This window comes from Clostridium sp. Marseille-QA1073, from assembly GCF_054863625.1.
In genome coordinates this window covers 81,157-103,375 of record NZ_JBSVQM010000016.1, presented here as the reverse complement: position 1 = coordinate 103,375, position 22,219 = coordinate 81,157, and the positions used below count along the sequence as shown (strand labels likewise).

The following is a 22,219-nucleotide window of genomic DNA, read 5'->3' as shown; positions in this document are numbered from 1 at the left end:
ATATAGAAATATAGCCGTTATGGAGAGTACTAATAACATGAGCTGTAAAGCTCCTATATAATCTATGTTCATAGCTCTCCCCTTTAGTTCGTGTATATTATTATATTTTTTTATTTATATACATTATAATACTTTCTAAGTTATAATTCATTAATCTAATACAAAAAACCAACAGCAAATATGTTGGTTTTTTAGAATATGTTTTTATAAAACTTAATATAAATTTTAATCCCCATCTTTTATTTTTTGAAGTAACTCCAATACCTCTAGATACATCCAAACTAGAGTAACCATTATTGATATTGCACTATACCATTCCATATACTTTGGTGCACCATTTTCTGCTCCTCTGCATACAAAGTCAAAATCTATTAATAAGTTAGATACCGCAATTACTATCACTACTACAGATAACAGTATCCCAACAGGTCCACTTGTATGAATAAAAGGTATATTAACTCCAAATAAGGAAATCACAAATGTAATTAAATAACTTATGGCTATTCCAAAAGTAGCTATAAATACTCCTTTTATGAATTTTGAAGGCAATCTCCCTACTTCTTGATAAATAAGCAATACAGAAATTGCTACTGCTATACTTAATAATATGTCAGGCATAACTATTCCTGGATAATATTTTTCAACTTGCAATGATACACCAGCTAATAGAAATCCTTCTCCTATAGCATAGAATGGAGCAACAAAAGAAGAAGATTTAGGACTTATGGTTGTTACTATAGCAAGTGGTAGTATCATCCCTACACCTAATAATATAAGCCATATAGGTGAACCTATATATTTACCATTCATTAAGTACCATGATATTGCACTAGATGCTATCATAACTAATAATAAAATCAAAGTCTTATTTCTTGCCCCTAAAACTGTCATTCGCTCCTCATAGGAATAATCTCCTACCTTTTCAAAGCCCGAGAATAAAAATCCATTAACCTTAGGAGACTTGATTCTCATAATACTTTTCCTCCCTAGATAACTAATTACTATATTGACAATTTATCATCCTAAAATTAGTAAATATATATAAAGAGATTAAAAATTAATTAAATTTTCTAGTTTTTTCTTATATCAAAATAGTAATATAGTAAAGCTTATAAAAGCTACTATCTGAAAGATAATTACAAGCTATTCGTATGTGTTAAATTTGCTTGATCTAAGTAAATAAACTTAGTGAAACATAATAATAAAATTATTATTAATATAAAGAATAATTTTATTTTTTACTTTCACATTAACTTATCTCTAATTTTATATAAAATATCCACAGCTTTAATTTTAAAAGCTAAGTTATTAACAAAGTATCATGTATTATGTGTAAAACTATTTTATATAATAAAGGTATCATTTTTAATAATATATAATAAACGAATATTATTATCTTTTTATAGAATTTATTTTAAAATCCATTACTTTTAATCACATATTTGCACTTACCCCATATATTACTTTATAAGAGCCTGATTCAATGAATAAAATATTATGTAAAGATGCAATCATATCTACTTCATAGTGTAGATTTTTCGTACATTAAAAAATATGCAAGATTTAGCTTAATATTATTAAGCTAGTCTTGCATATTTATACTTTATTCAGACTTTAAATGACGTTTACTTTCCACAAGTTTTTTCCAAGCATATAGTGCTAAGGATACACAAATTACTCCATATGCTACAAATACTCTAAAATACTCTCCTATTTGGGCATTATCAAATAGGTTTTTACCTGCCATAGGGGAAACTATGAATAAAGTATGGAATAGCACAACTCCTAATATTGCCTGCTTGTTAGTAGCTTTAGATACAGTAGCACCACCTATTAAAATAGCAGCTATCGCAAACATACCTACCTGTTCATGGCTTCCATAAGTATTTAATGTTCCTATATTTTGTAGGAATATTAATTGCCCCCAAGCAGCAAGTACTGTTGAAATTATTATAGCTATAACTCTTGTTTTATTTACATTTATACCTGAAGCATTAGCAACATTTAAACTCTGTCCTACAGTTCTGAAATCTTGGCCTAACTTAGTTTTAAAAATTAATACATTAAATAGACATAATACTAAAATTATTATCATAGTTACTATAGGCACAGATACTACAGATAAAGTTTTTGTTATATAAGGTATATACAATGAAGCATATAAAAGAGCACATACTACAATTAATATAATCTCTCTTTTATAAAAACTTGTTGTTCTATTCTTATATTTAACATATTTAAAAATAGACCATAATAATATCATAACAATGGCTATTATTACCCCATAGTAAAGCACATCTAATCCATTCTTTTTCCATATATCATCTAAGGCATATTTTATTCCACCATTTAAATCTACTGTATTTTTAATACCCACTCCACCAGGAATCATAAGCTTAGCGTTTTTCATAGGTATTAAAGTTCCTACTAAAAATAGAAATAGAAGTTGGTAAAGTCCATTAGCAAAATATCCCAATATCATACTTGTGATCATCTCTTGACCTTTTGTTTTATTTAATAAAACCCCTGTTAAATATCCAAATATGATTGCAAGTGGAGTACTTAAAAGTACACAAAGCATAAAGCCTCCCAGTCCAGATATTTCCCAATGAGTAACTGCAATTATAGCAATTTGTGCTGCCATAGCACCAATTACTATACCAAAGTTTAACCCCATACCAGCCATTACGGGTATTATTAATGACAATACTAAAAATGAATTTCTAGCTATTCTTATTACAAGTTCTGTTAGCACAAAGGAAATTGACTGGCCTGATAATTTTATTCCTATAATACATAACACCACAAATAGTATTGTCACCATATTATTAAAAATTCCACCTTTTACTTTATCAATAAAACTGTTATTGTTATTACTCACCAGAGCCACCCCCTCTTGCCTTTGTTAATGCATAAAGGATTATTCCATTACTTATAATTATTCTTACGACCTCTGATAGATTTCCTTCTGAAACCATTTGATTTACAACAGGAAGACCTAAGGTTAATAATCCTTGAAATAAAAATGTTCCTATTATAACATGAGATATCTTTGCACTGGTTGTAGATGCTCCACCTATTAAAACTGCTGCAACTGCTGCAAATCCCATCATCATAGGTGCTTGATAAAGCTGGTAAAATCCATAGCTTTGAGCATACATAAGTATTCCCACTGCTCCTAGTATTGTTGATAATACAGTTCCTATAATTCTAGTTCTATCCACATTTATTGCCGACGCTCGTGCAAACTTATTATTACTTCCTCCTGCTGCCATCATAATTCCTGTTTTACTTTTTAAGAATATCCAAACTAACAAGCAGCATACTAAAAACATCAGTATAAGTCCTGTAGGTATTCTAATCTTTCCTATATTAAATGCTAGAAATTCATCTAATACCTTACTATATCTGCCATCTAATGTTATAGTAGTTCTTAGTCCTTGCCCTATTGGCCATCTTATCTCAGAACTCTTGAAAGGCAATAATAACCATCCTATACACATAAGAGAAACTGCTGAAAATCCTGCGTAAGTTCCTATCATCATTTCTGAACCTTTAACCTTATTAAGAAGTAATCCATAGGCATATCCAACTAATGCGGCAATAGGTATGGCTATTGCTATTGCTACAAAAAATGCTATCCCGCCTCTAAGATTAAGCTCTATACTTATAAGTCCTCCTAATATTCCTGCTAATATCCCCACAGGCAATCCGAAGTTAAGACCTATACCACATAATATTCCCGGTACCATAGCTAAAACTAGAACTCCATTCATACCAAATCTTACAAGCATATCAGATATCAACATACTTATCGGTAATTTAAGTACTACTGCAAGTATACAAAGAAGTATAAAAAAGGCAGTTATTATAATTCTAGGGAGCCCAAACTTATCTACAATATTTTTAAGCTTTTCCTTCATTTATTTTTCCCCCTCTTTTAAATTAGAATTTAGACCTGACATTAATAATCCAAACTCTGCATCAGAGGCATTTGGTTTTAATATCCCAGATATTTTACCTTCCGTTACTATAGCAATTCTATCGCATATAGATCTTAATTCATTTAATTCACTTGATGTAATTACTACTGTCATTCCTTCTTCTTTATTCAGCTTAACCAATAAATCCAGTACCAATTTTTTAGCTCCTATATCTATTCCTCTAGTAGGTTCAGATACAAATATAACCTCAGGGTTTAAAGTAAGTGCTCTAGCTATACAAACCTTTTGCTGATTTCCTCCACTTAATCTTCTTGTAGGTTGAGTAGGGCCTGTACATCTAATATCTAAATCTTTTATCATCTTAAGAGCATGTTCTCTTACTTCCCTGCTATTCATTATTTTCATAGGCCCTATTTTGTGAAAGTAATTATTATTGATTTGCATAGAAGTTACTACTATATTAGTTTCTATTGAATCATCTAATAATAATCCCACTCCTCTTCTATCTTCAGAAACAAATGCAAGTTTACTTTTTAAGGCTTTTTCTGCATCGTTTAATGAAAGCTCTTCAGATTTATATTGAATTTTTCCAGTGCTTGGATATAAACCCATAATTCCATTTGCTATACCAATCTTACCTTGACCAGCGAGACCTCCTATACCTAAAATTTCACCTTTTTTAATCTCTAAATTTACATCTTTTACTCTCTCACCAGGCATTTCTACTTTAAGATTTTTTATAGAAATTATTGTTTCATTATTTTCATGGTCCTTAAATTCTTTAGATGATATATCTAGTTTTCTACCTACCATAAGTTCAGCAAGTTCAACCACATTGGTCTTAGAAACTTCTCTGCTAGCAACAAGTTCACCATCTCTAAGTATTGTGATATTATCTGCAGTGTTAATAACTTCATCCAACCTATGAGTTATAAATATAATAGCTATACCACTTTCAGCTATTTTTTTCATGGACTCCATCAAGGTTTCTGCTTCACTTTCAGTTAAAACCGCCGTTGGTTCATCAAATACCATAAGTTTTACATTTTCCTTATCAATTTCCCGTGCAATTTCAACAAATTGCATATATCCCACTGGTAATCCTCCAACAACTGTCCTTTCGTCTATATCAATCCCTGTAGTTTTTAAAGCTTTATTAGCATGTGCATTCATAGTGTCTATATCAAGAGTTCTCAATCTTTTACCAAAAATTTTGCTTATAATGTTACTTTTAGTTATTTCTCTGTTTAGTTTTATATTTTCTGTAATAGTAAATCCTGGTATAAGCATAAACTCTTGATGTACCATTCCTATACCTAGTCCCATTGCGTCTTTAGGAGACTTAATATTTATCTTCTCTTCATTTAAATAAACCTCTCCTTTAAAACCTCCTGTTGAATGTATAACTGGCATTCCAAAAAGTATATTCATAAGGGTAGATTTTCCTGCTCCATTTTCACCAAGCAGAGCATGTATTTCGCCTGGTTTTATTTTTAGATTTACCCCTTTTAATACATTATTTCCGAAGTATTCTTTACCTATATTTTTCATTTTTAAAACATATTTTTCATTCATCCAGCGTCCCCCCTAACTGTTGAAATAATATATTTTATTAATTCCAAAGGAGAACCCTCCTTTGGAATTATAGATTGTTATTAGAAATTTATATAATCTGATAATAGTAGATAATAATTATCATAAACTTTTCCTGATGCTTCATCCTCATATTTATAAAGTTCAAAAGATTTATCTGTTAAAGCTTTTAAACTTTCTTCTATTTGACCTTGATCATTGTTTCCTTCAGTCTTTCCTTCTAATACAGCTTTAGCATATTCTACTCCAGCTTCAACAAATAACATGTTTACAGGTACTGGCCAAGTTGAAAATTTATCCTTTCCACCTTTTTCACCAATTTTGGTACCTATTTGTTCAACTATATAACTAACATCACCTTTTTTATCTTCTGGAATTTCTATTCCCAATGCACCTGGATATGCATGATATGGAGACGGGCAACATTGTTGTGGGAATATACCTCCTTCTTGAAGTGTAGATTTAATTAAAGGTTCTTGCATTGCACAGTTAGTTGAGAAAAATGCTGTATCTTTTCCAAACTCCTTAATTTTTCTTGGAACATCTTCTAATATAAATTGTTGAGCTCCTGGAACTCCTGCATCACCTGTTGGATCTGGTGCTGTAGCATCAATAAACTTTATCCCCTCTTTTTCACATGCAGCTTTCATATTGTCTCTTCTTTTAGCTAGCATTTCATAAGACATATGTCTTGGAAAAGAATAGTGAACAAAAGTTTTTGCTCCCATTTTTTTACCTTGTTCAACCATTTTTGTTCCTATTCCCACATCGTCAATTTGCAATACTACATCAGCTTTTGATGATATCATAGCTGGATCTTCTCCTGGAACCCCTGCTATAAATAACATATCTGGTCTATTTTCTCTAACTTTATCAATTGCAGCGCTGGCTCCCGGTACTGCTTGAACGAATACTATAGCTTTTACATCAGGATCAGCAGCCAAACTTAATGTATTAGCTATGGTTGTTTCCTGCTCTTTAGTAAAATTATCTGGATATGTTTGTAGTACTATCATATCTCCATATTTAGCCTTTACTTTTTCTGCTGCTCTGTACTCTTCTTCTCCTTGAGAAACTGTACCGGTTATAACCCCAATTTTAAAATCCTTTTTCTCTTCTGTATTCTCTTGTTTTTGCTCTTGATTGCTGGCATTTTCATTATCTTTTTCACCAGTACTAGGCTTAGAACATCCCACAGTTCCAACTAGCATTGCCATTGATAAAAGGGCTGCTAATATCCTTTTCTTTAACATAATCCATCCTCCCCTTTATATTCTATAAATTTAGCTAATAATATAGAATATTAATTTTTATTCTAAATATTACTACATTATGCTACAAAAAGTGTTTACATTCTTTAAACTAATTGTGAATTAATTATAATAATTTGAATTTAATGTAAAATTTTCATCATATGTTAATTTTTTATTTAATATTTATACATATTCTAATCTTTATTAAATTATATTTATTATTTTTCAATATTTTTTACAAAAGCTAATTTGCAAAAAAATAAAACTGATTGATACGCAAAATATCAATCAGTTATTTTAAAATTCGATGTTAATTATGTAACTCTTTTAAAGCCTCCAACGCATGTCCATATCCTAAGTTTGCTGCCTTTTCATAAAGTTCTCTAGCCTTTTGTAAATTTATATCTACACCCTCTCCATGTTCATACATATATGCTAGATTGAAATATGCAACGCCAATATGACTTTCTGCAGCTTTTTCAAACCATTTTTTCGCTTCATTGTAGTCCTTAGGAACTGCAGTTCCTTTACAATAATATACTCCTACATTAAAAGCTGCTTCACCATTTCCATTTTCAGAAGACAATTTGTAATAATATAATGCTTTTTCATAGCTTTGAGAAACTGCCTGTCCTTTCTCATACATTACTCCCATATTATGCTGTGCACTTGGATTTTCTTTTTCTGCAGCTCTGATAAAATATTCTAATGCTTTACTATAGTCCTGCTTTACTCCGAATCCATTATAATACATATCTCCTAAGCTTACCTCTCCATAAGCATCTTCTTGTTCTGCCATTTTTTTATACCATTTAAAAGCTTCTTTATAGTTTTGTTTCGCATCTGAACCGTAAAAGTAAGAATCTGCAATTACTTTTTGTACCTCTAAACATCCTTGATTTCCAGCCATCTTATACCACTTTAATGCCTTCTTTACGTTTTTTCTCACATAACAACCATCTCTATACATACTTCCAATAGCCATTTGAGCTTCTTCGTCTCCATCTTTCGCTGCTTCCTTATACCATTTAAAAGCCTCTCTATAATTTGTTTCTGCTCCTAAACCATTATAATAAGAAAATCCTAAATTGTATTTTGCATCTACATTTCCTTTTTCTGCAGCTTTTAATGACCAATATAGGGCTTTTTCACAATTTTTTTCTACTCCCTGTCCTTCAAAATACATATCTGAAACTCTAAGTATAGCAGCGATATATCCTCCTTCTGCTGATGATAAATACCATTTAAAAGCTTCTTTATAATCAATTTCCATGCCATGACCACTATAATACATAGAACCTATATTATATTTTGCAATGGCATTCCCCTTTTCAGCAGATTTTTTATACCAATTTAAGGCTTCCTCTTCGTTTATCTCTATACCTTCTCCATTATGATACATATAGCCTATATTTAATTGTGCATGTTCATTTTCTCTTTCTGCTACAATTTTATACCACAGAAAAGCTTTTTCATAATCCACTTCAGTACCTTCACCGTTACAATACATATAAGCTACTGACATTTGTGCATATTCATCACCTTGCTCCGATGCCAATTTATATAATTCTAATGCTTTTTCGTAGTTTTTTTCTATTTTATCACCGTGATAATACATATCGGCTAATATAACTTGTGCTACTAAGTCTCCTTCCTCAGCAGCTTCAATAATTTTTTTATTCATGCACTCTTTTCTTTTTATTCTAAACTTACTAATAGCTTTAATTAATAAAATACTACTACCAACAATTATTATAGTAATTGCTAGCCATCTAGGTATAGATAACATTTAATGTCCCCCTTATTTATTAAAAATCTAATATACATCATTAATTATATTATAACAACTAAAAAATGTAATTATAAATAATATAAAAAAGTTTGCATTATTTAAAAACTTTCTCTATTATAATTAATCACAAAAATGGTCTTATTTATCTGTTATTAAAAATATAATATGCTCTAATTAGTTATTATTTTGAATATCAATTATAGTTTCATACAATTCTTCAGGAGTTTCTGCTTCAATAACTTCTGAGTCTATAACAACAAAAAATTTCTCTGAACATACGCTGCATTGCCCTTGACAAGGTTCAATGTAAACATCTAAGTCTTTATACTTTTCTTCTAACTTTTCTATAATTTCTTCTAATCCCTTGCTTACATTGTTTTCACAAAAGAAAATCTCTTTTTCCATAACCTTAATCCCTTCTAAAAAATAAAAATTTATAAAATTATTATTTATATTTATTTAAAGTTATTCTCAGAATTGTTTTAAAATTGTCTCTTTATATTAAGGATATTAATTAATAATTATTATCTTTAAAAATCATCACTTTACCATTATACTTATAAATGTACCACTTTTAAAAATATATTGTTCAATTTTGTTTTTATATAATAACCAAATTAAATAATAAATATGTTGTTGATTATTTAAAAATATATTTTAAATCAATATGGAATAAAAAGGAGCATAAAAATGAGTTATGGTATTTTTACTTTATTACCATCACTGATATCAATAATACTAGCACTTATAACTAAGCAGGTTATAATTTCTTTATTTGCTGGAATATATATTGGTGAATTAATATTATCTGGTGGAGCATTATTGCCTTCACTAAATGCATCTTTAGAAAGAATAATATCTGTTTTCTGAAGGTTGGACAACTAAAACAATTATATTTTGTATATTTGTAGGTTCAATAATAACTTTAATTCAGGTTTCCGGTGGAGTTGAAGGTTTTGTCGATTACTTAACTACAAAAACACAAACTATAAAAAGTAGAAAAGCATCAATGATGCTTGGATATATTGTTGGAATAGTAATTTTTATAGAATCTACTATAACCTGTCTTGTTTCAGGAGCTATAGCTAGACCTGTTACCGATAAATATAATGTTTCAAGAGAAAAATTAGCTTATATAGTTGATTCTACATCTGCACCTATGTGTTCTATTCTCCCTTTTAATTCATGGGGTGCCACCTTATTAGGAGTGATTTCTGCACAGATAACAGCTGGAGTTATATCTGGAAATCCAGTTCAAATATTAGGTAAAAGTTTATTATTTAACTTTTATTCAGTTATAACTATACTTTCTGTAGCTTTTTATATACTTACTGATAAAGATTTTGGTCCCATGAAAAGTGCAGAAATTAGGGCAAAAACTACAGGTTCAGTTATAAGAGAAGGTTCAACTCCTCTTATCTCTGATGATGTAACAGAAATTTCAACTAAAAATGGTATTAAACCTAACATGTGGAATATGATACTTCCATTAATAGTATTAATAGGCATGATTCCTTTAGGTCTTTATATCACTGGGAATGGTAATACATTAAATGGTTCAGGTTCAACTGCAGTATTTTGGGCTGTATTTACAACTATAGTTTTCTGTGGAATACTATACAAAATTAAAGGCATAATGAATCTAAATGAATTTATGAACTATACCTTTAAAGGTGCTAGTGGAATGTTACAAGTAGCTTCAATTCTTGTATTTGCATTTGCTATTGGTAATGTAATTGGAGACTTAAAAACAGGCGATTTTATAGCAAGCACATTATCTGGGAAAATTAACCCTAGTTTTGTACCTGCTTTAATATTTATCTTTTCTTCAATAATAGCATTCTCAACAGGGACAAGCTTTGGTACTTTTGCTATAATGACACCTATTGCCGTATCCATGCATGCGGGGCTTAATGCTAATCTATATCTTTGCATAGGTGCAGTAATTTCTGGTGGAGTTATGGGAGATCATTGTTCACCAATTTCAGATACAACAATAGTATCATCAATGGCAACAGCTTGTGATCATATAGACCATGTAAAGACTCAGTTGCCTTACGCATTATTAAATGGTTTAATAAGCTTTATTCTTTATATAATATTTGGATTTATAGTGTAAAAAAGGAGTTCATCGGACTCCTTTTTCTAATTCACAATGTACAATTCACAATTGTGGATATTTCTCAGCTATCATTGAGAAATTTACAATTATTTATCTGTAACGTTGAACAATGTTCTCCACATAACTAGCAATATAATTGCTAGTTAAAAACATATTCAAAGAAATTATTTTGCTAAAAAATAATTTCATCCTTAATTTTGAATTGTCAATTTTTAATTCTCCATTGGTGAAGCCCCTGGGGTGCAGTGGGATACGACACAATATCTGCGATATTGAACAATATTTAGAATATATTGATTATCTCCATAATATTAGTATAAACTCACTAGCTTTAGCTCCAAACTATACTGCACCCCAGGGGAACCCTAAAGGGCTTCCCGCTGTTTCCCAGGGATGGTTCAATGCAAAATTCACATTCAACAATTGAGAATTGTTTAATGTTATCCACAAATTTAACTTTTTATAATTTACTATAGAATAAAAAATCATGACTAGATGTCATGATTTTTTGAAATTAAATAGAAATTTAAAATTATTCTAGTACTGAAATTGCATTAGTTGGACAACCTTCTTCTGCTTCTTTAGCAGAGTCTAAAACTTCTTCTGGTATTTCATCAACTGTAACTCCTGCTTTTCCATCATCTTCAAATTCAAAGACTTCTGGACACACACTTGGACATAATCCACAAGATATACATTCATCTTTATTAACTATTGCTATCATCTTAAGAATCCTCCTATATTTTTGATTATAATATAGAATTCCTCTAAACATTGATTTCTATACTAATAGATAAAAAAGAAAAATAACTAATCAAAGGTGCATTAATATCAACTTTATGATAAACAAAAGACGTGAGTTTTCTCACGTCTTTTATTACTTTTTAGGCATATGAAAGAAAATAATAGCCCAAAGATGTAGTATATTTTTTATTAGACAAGGCGTTAGATTCTGTTCATAGTGATGCTATGGGCAGGTTCTAACAACGTATTATGATGGAAAATAGGCTAACATACTGATATATTATTTTTTTGAAGATGCCTTAAATCTCATTATTCTCATAGCATTTAATATAGCAAGTACAGACACTCCTACATCAGCAAAAACTGCTTCCCACATTGTTGCTATTCCAAAGGCACCTAAAATTAATACCAAGGCTTTAACTCCTAAGGCAAATACAATGTTTTGAATAACTATTTTTCTAGTTCTTTTTGATATTTTTATTGCAGTAGCTATTTTAGAAGGTTCATCTGTCATGATAACCACATCTGCTGCTTCAATAGCTGCATCAGATCCTAAACCGCCCATTGCAATACCTACGTCTGCTCTTGCAAGAACTGGGGCATCATTTATTCCATCACCTACGAAGGCAATATTCTTTCCTGATGATTTTTTACTATCAATATTCTCAAGTTTTTCTACCTTTTCATGTGGTAGTAATTCAGAATAAACTTCATCAACCTTTAGTTGATTTGCCACCTTATTTGCTACTTTTTTATTATCTCCTGTTAACATAACAGTATTTTTAACTTCATTATCCTTTAACTCTCTAATAGCTTGTATAGCATCTTCTTTTAATGTATCTTCAATTACTATGCTTCCTGCATAAACTTTATCTATTGCCACATATACTACTGTTCCTACTGAATCAGTTTCTTCAAATTTTACCTTTTCAGCATTCATGAGCTTATTGTTACCTGCTGCAACTCTTTTTCCTTCAACTTCTACAACTATTCCATGACCTGCAATTTCTTCATAATTGTTTACATCATCTTTATTAATTTCATTTTTATATGCTTTAACAATTGAAACTGCAATAGGGTGATTAGAGTAGCTTTCTGCATAAGCAGCATATTTTAAAACTTCATCTTTATTAAATCCATTTAATGAATTTATTTCAGTAACATTAAATACACCTTGAGTAAGTGTTCCTGTTTTGTCAAATACTACTGTCTCTACGTTGTTAAGAGCTTCTAGATAGTTACTTCCTTTAATTAAAATGCCATGCTTTGAAGCTGTTCCTATTCCACCGAAAAATCCTAAAGGAATAGATATTACAAGCGCACAAGGACAAGAAATAACTAAAAATACTAATGCTCTATATACCCACTCTCCAAAAGTTGCATTGCTTATAATTATTGGAGGTAGTATAGCTAGTGCAGCTGCTATAATTACTACTGCTGGAGTATAATATTTTGCAAACTTTGTAATAAAGTTCTCTGCTTTTGCTTTACGGTTACTTGCGTTTTGTACAAGATCTAATATCTTAGAAACTGTAGATTCTCCAAATTCTTTAGTTACTCTTACAGTAATTACTCCATTTTGATTTATAAATCCACTGAGTACATCATTTCCTTCTTCAACATTACGTGGCATTGATTCTCCTGTAAGTGCTGATGTATCTAACATTGATTTTCCTTCAATGACTACTCCATCTAATGGAACCTTTTCTCCTGGTTTTATAATTATAATGTCATCCACTGAAACTTCTTCTGGTGATACTTTGACTATTTCTCCGTCTGTCTTTAAGTTTGCAAAGTCTGGTCTAATATCCATTAATGAACTTATAGATTTACGAGATTTATTTACAGCTATATCTTGGAATAATTCTCCTACTTGATAAAACAACATAACTGCTACACCTTCTGGGAATTCTCCAATAGCAAATGCACCAACAGTTGCAATAGTCATTAAAAAGTTTTCATCAAAAATTTGTCCACGAGTAATATTTTTTAATGCTCTAAGAACAATTTCTCCTCCTACTATAAGATAAGCAATTAAGAATATTGCAAGCTCTATATTTGTATCAAATTTACCAATCATTCCAGCAGCAAATATTACACCACCTAATGCAAGCTTTAGTATGGCTTTTTTAGTGCTTCCATCCCCATGGCTATGTCCATGTTCTTCCTCTTCTTCATCATGACGATGTGCAGCTTCCTCATGATGATGTTCATGACTATGATCATGACTATGGTCGTGATCGTGACCACTACAACAGCTAGTTCCCCTAGTTTGTAAAGTTGCTATAGATTTTTTTCCTATCTTATCTTTAACAACAACATCCGGTTCTAACTTTTTAACTATAGCTTTTATTTCTTCTTTAATATTATTTAAGTTTTCACCTTCTTTAGGTTTAAAAACTAAAGTTTTAGTCATAAAATTTACTGTTACTTCTTCTATGCCTTTTATCTCTCTAACTTTATTTTCTATTTTAGAAGCACAGTTTGCACAATCTAAGTTTTCTAATATAAGCTCTTTTTTAGCTTTAATATTACTTTTCTTTGCTTTTTCTTTTACAATTACATCTGGCTCCAATTTTTTAACTATAGCTTTTATTTCTTCTTCAATTTCATTTAAGTTTTCTTCGCCTTTAGGTTTAAAGAGTAAAGTTTTAGTCATAAAGTTTACTGTTACTTCTTCTATCCCTTTTATTTCTCTAATCTTATTTTCTATTTTAGATGCACAGTTTGCACAATCTAAATTTTCTAATATAAATTCTTTTTTAGCTTTGATATTATTTTTCTTAGCTTTTTCTTTTACAACTACGTCTGGTTCGAACTTATTAACTGTATTTTTAATTTCATTTATTATTTTATTTACATTAGCCTCATCATGTGGTTCAAAAGTAAGAGTTTTAGTCATAAAATTTACTGTTACTTCTTTTATGTCCTTATTATCTTTTACTTTGTTCTCTATTTTTGAGGCGCAATTAGCACAATCAAGATTTTCAAGTATTAATTGCTTTTTACCCATATTACTACCCCCTTTAATCTGAACATATGAACAATCATTCATATGTTATATTATAATCATACTCTTGTTTTTTGTTACTGTCAATATAGATAAAAAGTATATTTTTAATAGATTTTTAACAAGTTTTTGTTGCTTGTAATTAATTCAAATATTTTAAAAATGTAACAATATTTATTTATGTCTTTACTTTAGTGATATTTCTAATTTTTATTTCTTTAATACTTATATTGATAAATTTCTTATTTTTTAGCTATTACAGTTAAAAAATAGTTTATAATTAAAATATCATTATTCACATCTTCCCTAAAAATCATGTTTTTTAATACTTTTTAAAACCACTATTAGTATTATCAACAATGATAATACTAATACTAACAAATTAATAGGTGATAAAAGAATTTATAATGTACTGAAAGAAATAGAAATACTAGAAGAATAAAGCACATCTAAAATTATAATTTTTGCCTCTTCTAAAGAACTGTAGTTAATTATCTCATCTTAGAATTAATTATTAATTTGAATACCTTTATTAAATTCATCTTAACACTTATAATAATATTTAATTATGAAATTTTATTGGGGTGTAAAAATTGAGTTGCTTAAAAAGAATAACCTTTCATTGGAATAAAGTAAAAGATAAGAATATCTATCCTTTTAATATAAAATCGTTAATGAATACTGATTTTATAGATACAGAACATAATGTTATTTTTTTAGTAGGGGAAAATGGGTCTGGGAAATCAACATTATTAGAGTCTCTTGCTCATAAAATTGGATTTTCAACAAAAAGTGGAAGCCAAAATTCCATACTTAATAGTACTTTAGATGATTTATCTTTGAGTTCTATTATGACTTTATCATGGCTACCTAAAATTAATAATGGCTTCTTTTTAAGAGCAGAAACCTTATTTAATTATGCTGAATATCTTGAGGATTTGACAGATGATCCTTATATAACTAGAGATGAAGTATATGCCGCTTATGGAAATAAAGAGCTTTATGCTCAATCCCACGGTGAATCTTTTTTAAGTGTAATAACAAATAGATTCTCTAGAAAAGGAATTTATCTTTTAGATGAGCCCGAAGCTGCATTGTCACCTGAAAAACAAATAGCTTTTTTGAAAATACTTCATGATACCGTAAATGAAACAAAATCTCAATTTATAATTGCTACTCATTCACCAATAATAATGTCTTATCCAAATGCAATTATATACGATTTTAATGGTGATTTTATAAAGAAGATAGCCTATGAAGATACTGAACATTTTAAACTTACTAAAGACTTTTTAGATAATAGAGAAAGATATTTTAAATATTTGTTTTAATATACAACTTAATAAATAAAAAAGCCGTGACATCTCACGGCTTCTATTTTATAAATTATTGTCTGTATTATCTTGTATTCCTAACTGTTTTAATACTTCTGATTTGCCTACCCTATTTACTCCACTATATTCAATATCCTCTTTATCATCAATTTTAATATTATATTCTCTCTCAATTATTTCTTTTATTCTAGGTCTGCAAAAGGTTCCTTGGCACCATCCCATGGATGCTCTAGTTCTTCTTTTTACTCCATCGATAGTAGTTACTTTAATACCCCTATGAAGTGAATCTACAATTTCTCCTTCTGTTACCTGCTCACATCTACAAATAATCTTTTCTGGGCAAGAATCTATATCTATCTTATCCTTTATTTCCTTAAAAGGCACAAGATCTTTTTTAGTAATTATAGGTTTTCTATAAGCTATAAAATTATCTTTCTTCTTAAGAATACATCCTGCATTTTCTAATATGTCTTTAACCATTAAGGCTATAGCAGGTGATGAGGTAAGTCCTGGTGATTGAATTCCTGCCACATTTATAAATCCCTTTGTAGAAGTTTCTTCAATTATAAAATCATCCGTACTACTTCTAGCTCTCACCCCTGTGAAACTTCTAATAAATTTATTAATATCAATTTTATCTGTAGTTTCTTTAGCAAGTTCCAATATTTTATTCATTCTCTCTATATGAGTAGAAGTATCATCTTTTTCTGAATCATCGGAAGCATCTGGTCCTATTAATAAATTGCCATGATAAGTGCTTGTTGCCAAAACACCTTTGCCATAAGCGGTAGGCATTTGAAACACTACTGTATTAAGAACTTTTCCCGTATCTCTAGCAAATAGTAGATACTCACCACTTCTAGGAAGAATTTTAAAATAATCCTCCCCTACCATAGAAGAAATCTCATCACTATAAAGGCCTGCTCCATTTATTACAAATCGAGAAGAAAAATTTCCATTATTGGTCTTTATATTAAAAATATTATCTTCTTTTTCTATGGATAAAACCATACTATTTAAGAATAACTCCACACCGTTTGTTATAGCATTTTCAGCAAGTGCAATTGCCATCTCATAAGGAGAACATATTCCTGCTCCTTTACAATAAAGAGCATATTTTACATTAGGATTAATATTAGGTTCAATTTTTAATATTTCTTCTTTATTTATAATGCTTAAATCATGGCATCCATTCATAATTCCATTTGCCATAAGACCTACTAGTGGTTTTATATCTTCTTCAAAGCTTATTACTAATGAGCCTGTTTTTCTAAATCCAAAATTCAATTCTTTATCAAGCTCTTCATACATCATTCTGCCTTTGTAACAGAGCTGCCCTTTTAGAGTACTGTGTTTTTCTGCATATCCTCCATGAACTATAGCACTATTTGCCTTTGTAGCACCCATAGAAACATCCACATCTTTTTCTATTAGTGCAATAGAAAGATCATATTTAGAAAGCTCTCTTGCAATTGCTGTGCCTACAATTCCTGCCCCTATAATTGCTACATCATAAATCATACTCTTCTCCCCTAAGCTACATATTTCTTGTTGCTATCAAATCTATCCCTGTTCCTAGTACATTTTTAATTATTACATCTCCAACTTTAATTGGTGAAAATACTTCAATATCATCTAAAAGTTTCATACATTGAAAGTTTAAATCTTTAGGTATTGCACCATTAGTTTTTACAGGAAGTCTATTATGAATTCCTCCCTTTATTCTAACAGTTGAAGTTACTACTCTTGTTGGAGAAGTTAATTCTTTAACCGCGTATTCTGCACCTCTTGGACATAAATTACCACTAACTTTATAATCATTGTCTACATCTATTTCTAGATGACACCCTCTTGGGCATACTATACATATTAATTCTTTAGTCATAATTAACTCTCCTTCTCCACAGAAATTATTATTTCATCTTTATTAACACTTTCGAGAATACTCTTAGGAATCATTATTTTTTCCATTTCTCCTGGTGCCATATGCTTTCTCTTAAAGCTTAAAAGATCTTTATTATCAGCTTTTACCTTGATAACAACATCTTGATAGACATTATTTACTCTCATAAATACATCTATTCCCTTATCAAGATTTTCTACTCTTACTTTTTGTGGTACTGTGTAATTTATAGCATTACCATTTTTAATATAAATATAGTCTTCGCTATTTTTAATTTCCCCTTTTATATATTTTGCTGCATTACGTCCTGCTCTTTGGCTTTCAGAAGTAACAAAATCAACTAAGTCATGCACATGAACTACATTTCCACAAGCAAAAATACCTTCAACACTAGTTTCCATACTTTCATTTACTACAGGGCCACTAGTTCTTCTATCTATTTCAACGCCTGCTTTTTTAGATATTTCATTTTCTGGTATTAATCCTACTGATAGTAAGAGTGTATCGCATTTAAATTCTATTTCTGATCCCTTTATAGGACTTCTATTTTCGTCAACTTTTGAAATGACAACAGATTGAACTCTACCATCACCCTTTACATTGGTTACAGTATGTGAAAGATATAATGGAATATTATAATCATTTAAGCATTGAACAATATTTCTATTTAATCCATTTGAATAAGGCATTAGTTCAACTACAGCATGAACCTTAGCTCCTTCAAGTGTCATCCTTCTTGCCATTATAAGCCCTATATCTCCAGAACCTAATATAACAACATCTTTTCCTACCATATAACCTTCCATATTAACGTATCTTTGAGCTGCTCCTGCTGTAAATACTCCTGCAGGTCTATCTCCTGGAATTGCTATAGCCCCTCTTGTTCTCTCTCTACATCCCATTGCTAAAATTATAGCCTTAGTGTTAATTATCATATATCCATCTTCTGAATTTATAGCATGAATTTCTTTGTTTGATCTTACATCTAAAACCATTGTATCTAACTTAACATCAATAGTAGTTTTATCTAATAAGTCTATAAACCTTTGAGCATATTCAGGTCCTGTAAGTTCTTCTTTAAAAGTATGAAGCCCAAAACCATTGTGAATACATTGCTCTAATATTCCTCCAAGTTCCTTATCTCTTTCAATGATTAATATATTTTCTACTCCATTATTATGTGCTTCTAATGCTGCTGCAAGCCCTGCTGGACCTCCACCAATAACTACTAAATCGTAATTCATTTTTACGCCTCCTGCTATTTCTTTTTAGTTTCACCTGTTAAAATATAAGAATTATTTTTATCTAGAAGTATTTCCTCAAGATTTTTTCCAAGTTCCTTTGATAAAATTTCTTGAACTCTTGGGCCACAGAAACCACCTTGACATCTTCCCATTCCTGGTCTGCATCTCTTTTTAACTCCATCTAGAGTAGTTGCCCCTACCGGTCTTCTTATACTGTCTATTATTTCTCCTTCTGTTATGTTTTCACATCTACAGATGATTCTTCCATAGCTCGGATTTTCCTTGATTATTTCAGCCTTTCTCTCTGCTGAAAGCTCCATAAATACTATTTGCTTACGTTCTTTTATAAAATTTTTATTTTCCTTAAATTCTAAGCCGCCATCTTTTAGAAGTTTAATAGCTTCTAAAGCTATTGCTGGTGCTGAGGATAATGCTGGAGATTTCATACCTGCTAAATCTATAAATCCTTTTGCATCCTCTGCTTCTTCAATAATAAAATCAGTTCTTTCAGAATAAGCTCTAAGCCCAGCAAAATTTCTTATACTATCTCTAAAAGTAATATTTTTAACTGATAGTGTAGCCTTTCCTTTAACGAAGTCTAATTGTTCACTTGTGGTTGAAAAGTCTTCTCTACTTATTATGCTTTCTGAGTCTGGTCCTACAAGAAGATTTCCATGAACTGTAGGTGTAACAAGTACTCCCTTACCATGTTCATTTGGACATTGGAAAATTGTTTTCTTTACTAATTCTCCCTGTGTTTTATCCATTACAAAATATTGTCCTTTTCTAGGGCTAATAGTGTAGGCAGGCTTAGCTACCATATTGTGAACTTTATCTGCATAAATCCCTGCAGCATTCACTATACATTTTGTATAAATTGGCATATCTGAATCATTAATAATTATTTTATATCCATCTTCTAATTTTTCTATTGAAGTAACCTCGGCATTTAGTTGAAGTCTTACCCCATTAACAACTGCATTTTCCATAAGTGCAATTGTATATTCCCATGGTCCTACTATTCCTCCTGTAGGTGCATGTAATGCCCCTGCTATTTCTGCACTTATATTCGGTTCCAATTTCAAAGTTTCTTCCTTAGTTAATATTTGAAGATTTGGCACTCCATTTTTTATACCATTCTCATAAAGTGCATTTATTGTTTTTAAATCCTCATCATTAAAAGCTAATACTAGTGAACCTATTCTTTCAAAAGGAATATCTAGTTCATTACAAATCCCTTCAAACATTTCATTTCCCTTAACATTAACTTTAGCCATCATAGTCCCATTTTTAGGGTCATAACCTGCATGAACAATAGCGCTATTTGCTTTCGTTGTCCCATTTGCAACATCATTTTCTTTTTCTAATACCTTTACATTTAAGTCATACTTTGCAAGTTCTCTTGCTACAGAAGCTCCTATTATTCCCGCTCCTATTACTACTACATCATACATAAACAATTCCTCCCAAAGCGTTATTTCAATTGACAATTGAGGATTAACAATGGACAATTGTGGACATTTCTCAGCATAACTGAGAAATTAATAACTATATTTTATAAACTAATTTTCTCAAAATAATATTTAACCTAATTTTTCATCTTTAAATAACATTTGTTTTTGAATCTTCAATATAGGTTAAAAATTAACCATAATTTTAAATTCTTCATCCTTAATTCTTAATTTCTAAGCATCATGTTCTTCCCATTCTTGTGCTCTTATAACTGCCTTTCTCCAGCTTTTGTAAAGCTTTTGTCTTGTTTCATCATCAAGATTTGGTGTGTATTCGTTATCTATATTCCATTTATCCATAATTTCTTCTTTATCTTTCCAAAAGCCTACAGCAAGCCCTGCTAAATAAGCTGCACCTAAAGCAGTAGTTTCTCTTATAAGTGGTCTTCTTACGATTTTCCCCAAAATATCTGATTGGAATTGAAGTAAAAATCCATTTGAACTTGCTCCTCCATCAACCTTTAGATCTTCAAGTTCAAGCCCTGTATCCTCTATCATTGCATCAATTACGTCCTTAGTTTGATAAGCTATAGATTCAAGAGCAGCTCTTATTATGTGGTTTCTATTTGCTCCCCTTGTTAATCCAAAAATAGCCCCTCTAGCATACATATCCCAATAAGGTGCTCCAAGTCCAGTAAATGCAGGAACTATGTAAACTCCGCCATTGTCTTTAACCTTTTGAGCGAAGTACTCTGTATCATTTGATTCATTTACTATTCTAAGCTCGTCTCTAAGCCACTGAATAACTGCACCTCCAACAAACACACTTCCTTCAAGAGCATAATGGACTTTATTGTCAATTCCAATTGCAATTGTTGTTATAAGTCCATTTTTACTTTGTATTATTTCGTCACCAGTGTTCATTAGTAAGAAACATCCTGTGCCATATGTATTTTTTGCAGATCCCTTTTCAAAGCAAGCTTGACCAAATAGTGCTGCTTGCTGGTCTCCTGCTATACCTGCTATAGGTACTCTTGTACCACCTTTTCCACCAAGGTTAGTTCTTCCATAAATTTCACTACTATTTTTAACCTCTGGAAGCATACTTTCAGGTATATTTAAAGCTTTTAATATTTTTTCATCCCATTTTAATGTTCTAATGTTAAAAAGCATTGTTCTTGATGCATTAGTATAATCTGTTACATGAACTTTTCCATTAGTTAGTTTCCAAACAAGCCAAGTATCTACTGTTCCAAATAATATTTCTCCTTTTTCAGCTTTTTCTCTAACTCCTTCAACATTATCTAGAATCCATTTAATTTTTGTGGCAGAAAAATATGCATCTACAACAAGGCCTGTATTTTCTCTAATATATGATTCCCAGCCATCTGCTTTTAGTTTGTCACATATTTCTGCTGTTCTTCTGCATTGCCAACCTATAGCATTATAAACCGGTCTTCCTGTCTCTTTATCCCATAAAATTGTAGTTTCTCTTTGATTTGTAATTCCTATAGCGGCTATATTCTCTGCTAGTAATCCTGTCTTTGCTAAAACCTCTGTTAAAACTCCATATTGAGATGCATAAATCTCCATAGGATCTTGCTCCACCCATCCTTTTTGAGGATACATAGGTGTAATTTCCTTTTGAGCAATTTCGAGAATATTTTGCTCCTTATCAAAAATTATTGCTCTTGAACTAGTCGTCCCTTGGTCTAGTGCTACAATATACTTTTCCATGTGATACTCCCCCATCATATATGTTAAATTTACAAAGTTAATGTATAGATAAATATAACTGCGGTCTTATGTATTTTAATTTGCAACCTGAA

17 protein-coding genes are annotated in these 22,219 nt (G+C 30.5%); 3 read left to right on the top strand and 14 right to left on the bottom strand.

The window, feature by feature from the left end:
* Positions 1–225 precede the first annotated feature (225 nt).
* The 7 genes from ACY1IQ_RS14480 to ACY1IQ_RS14450 all read right to left on the bottom strand — a co-directional run bounded on the left by ACY1IQ_RS14480 (position 226) and on the right by ACY1IQ_RS14450 (position 8,987).
* Positions 226–972 carry a Bax inhibitor-1/YccA family protein gene (locus tag ACY1IQ_RS14480; RefSeq protein ID WP_461614620.1) on the bottom strand — a complete coding sequence of 249 codons (747 nt, stop codon included), beginning with the start codon at positions 970–972 and terminating at the stop codon, positions 226–228.
* A 631-nt stretch (positions 973–1,603) separates the two neighbouring features.
* Positions 1,604–2,881 (bottom strand): ABC transporter permease subunit, encoded by a 1,278-nt coding sequence (locus tag ACY1IQ_RS14475; protein ID WP_461614619.1) that lies wholly within the window; start codon positions 2,879–2,881, stop codon positions 1,604–1,606.
* Positions 2,874–3,923, bottom strand: a complete 1,050-nt coding sequence (locus tag ACY1IQ_RS14470; RefSeq protein WP_461614618.1) for an ABC transporter permease subunit — start codon at positions 3,921–3,923, stop codon at positions 2,874–2,876. The genes ACY1IQ_RS14475 and ACY1IQ_RS14470 overlap by 8 nt, the downstream gene beginning before the upstream one ends.
* Positions 3,924–5,519, bottom strand: a complete 1,596-nt coding sequence (locus tag ACY1IQ_RS14465) for a sugar ABC transporter ATP-binding protein (RefSeq protein ID WP_461614617.1) — start codon at positions 5,517–5,519, stop codon at positions 3,924–3,926. It lies immediately after the preceding gene.
* Positions 5,520–5,599: 80 nt separating this feature from the next.
* Positions 5,600–6,790, bottom strand: a complete 1,191-nt coding sequence (locus ACY1IQ_RS14460; RefSeq protein WP_461614616.1) for a DUF3798 domain-containing protein — start codon at positions 6,788–6,790, stop codon at positions 5,600–5,602.
* A gap of 310 nt (positions 6,791–7,100) precedes the next feature.
* Complete coding sequence (locus ACY1IQ_RS14455) at positions 7,101–8,579, bottom strand: SEL1-like repeat protein (protein WP_461614615.1); 1,479 nt, start codon at positions 8,577–8,579, stop codon at positions 7,101–7,103.
* A gap of 177 nt (positions 8,580–8,756) precedes the next feature.
* Complete coding sequence (locus tag ACY1IQ_RS14450; protein WP_461614614.1) at positions 8,757–8,987, bottom strand: DUF1450 domain-containing protein; 231 nt, start codon at positions 8,985–8,987, stop codon at positions 8,757–8,759.
* 285 nt (positions 8,988–9,272) lie between these two features.
* Between ACY1IQ_RS14450 and ACY1IQ_RS14445 the strand changes: the two genes are divergently transcribed.
* Both ACY1IQ_RS14445 and ACY1IQ_RS14440 read left to right on the top strand, forming a co-directional pair.
* Positions 9,273–9,452: a hypothetical protein gene (locus ACY1IQ_RS14445; RefSeq protein ID WP_461614613.1), complete on the top strand. Its 180-nt coding sequence runs from the start codon at positions 9,273–9,275 to the stop codon at positions 9,450–9,452.
* A gap of 142 nt (positions 9,453–9,594) precedes the next feature.
* Positions 9,595–10,701, top strand: coding sequence for a Na+/H+ antiporter NhaC family protein (locus ACY1IQ_RS14440; RefSeq protein ID WP_461614612.1), 1,107 nt, complete (start codon positions 9,595–9,597; stop codon positions 10,699–10,701).
* Between the two features lie 535 nt (positions 10,702–11,236).
* Here the strand turns inward: ACY1IQ_RS14440 and ACY1IQ_RS14435 are convergent.
* Positions 11,237–11,428, bottom strand: coding sequence for a ferredoxin (locus tag ACY1IQ_RS14435; RefSeq protein WP_461614611.1), 192 nt, complete (start codon positions 11,426–11,428; stop codon positions 11,237–11,239).
* A gap of 300 nt (positions 11,429–11,728) precedes the next feature.
* Positions 11,729–14,461 carry a heavy metal translocating P-type ATPase gene (locus tag ACY1IQ_RS14430; protein WP_461614610.1) on the bottom strand — a complete coding sequence of 911 codons (2,733 nt, stop codon included), beginning with the start codon at positions 14,459–14,461 and terminating at the stop codon, positions 11,729–11,731.
* A 590-nt stretch (positions 14,462–15,051) separates the two neighbouring features.
* Between ACY1IQ_RS14430 and ACY1IQ_RS14425 the strand changes: the two genes are divergently transcribed.
* Positions 15,052–15,789, top strand: coding sequence for an AAA family ATPase (locus tag ACY1IQ_RS14425; RefSeq protein ID WP_461614609.1), 738 nt, complete (start codon positions 15,052–15,054; stop codon positions 15,787–15,789).
* Positions 15,790–15,837: 48 nt separating this feature from the next.
* On the opposite strand, the gene ACY1IQ_RS14420 is transcribed toward ACY1IQ_RS14425, so the two are convergent.
* The 5 genes from ACY1IQ_RS14420 to glpK all read right to left on the bottom strand — a co-directional run bounded on the left by ACY1IQ_RS14420 (position 15,838) and on the right by glpK (position 22,127).
* A complete protein-coding gene (locus ACY1IQ_RS14420) occupies positions 15,838–17,313 on the bottom strand; it encodes an FAD-dependent oxidoreductase (RefSeq protein ID WP_461614608.1) in 1,476 nt (491 codons plus the stop codon).
* Positions 17,314–17,329: 16 nt separating this feature from the next.
* Complete coding sequence (locus ACY1IQ_RS14415) at positions 17,330–17,677, bottom strand: DUF1667 domain-containing protein (RefSeq protein WP_461614607.1); 348 nt, start codon at positions 17,675–17,677, stop codon at positions 17,330–17,332.
* A gap of 2 nt (positions 17,678–17,679) precedes the next feature.
* Positions 17,680–18,939 carry an NAD(P)/FAD-dependent oxidoreductase gene (locus ACY1IQ_RS14410; protein ID WP_461614606.1) on the bottom strand — a complete coding sequence of 420 codons (1,260 nt, stop codon included), beginning with the start codon at positions 18,937–18,939 and terminating at the stop codon, positions 17,680–17,682.
* Positions 18,940–18,953: 14 nt separating this feature from the next.
* On the bottom strand, positions 18,954–20,393 hold the full coding sequence (locus tag ACY1IQ_RS14405) for an FAD-dependent oxidoreductase (RefSeq protein ID WP_461614605.1): 1,440 nt from the start codon (positions 20,391–20,393) through the stop codon (positions 18,954–18,956).
* 231 nt (positions 20,394–20,624) lie between these two features.
* The gene (glpK, locus tag ACY1IQ_RS14400; protein WP_461614604.1) at positions 20,625–22,127 is read right to left on the bottom strand and encodes a glycerol kinase GlpK; all 1,503 of its coding nucleotides are present in this window, start codon (positions 22,125–22,127) and stop codon (positions 20,625–20,627) included.
* Between the last annotated feature and the right edge of the window lie 92 nt (positions 22,128–22,219).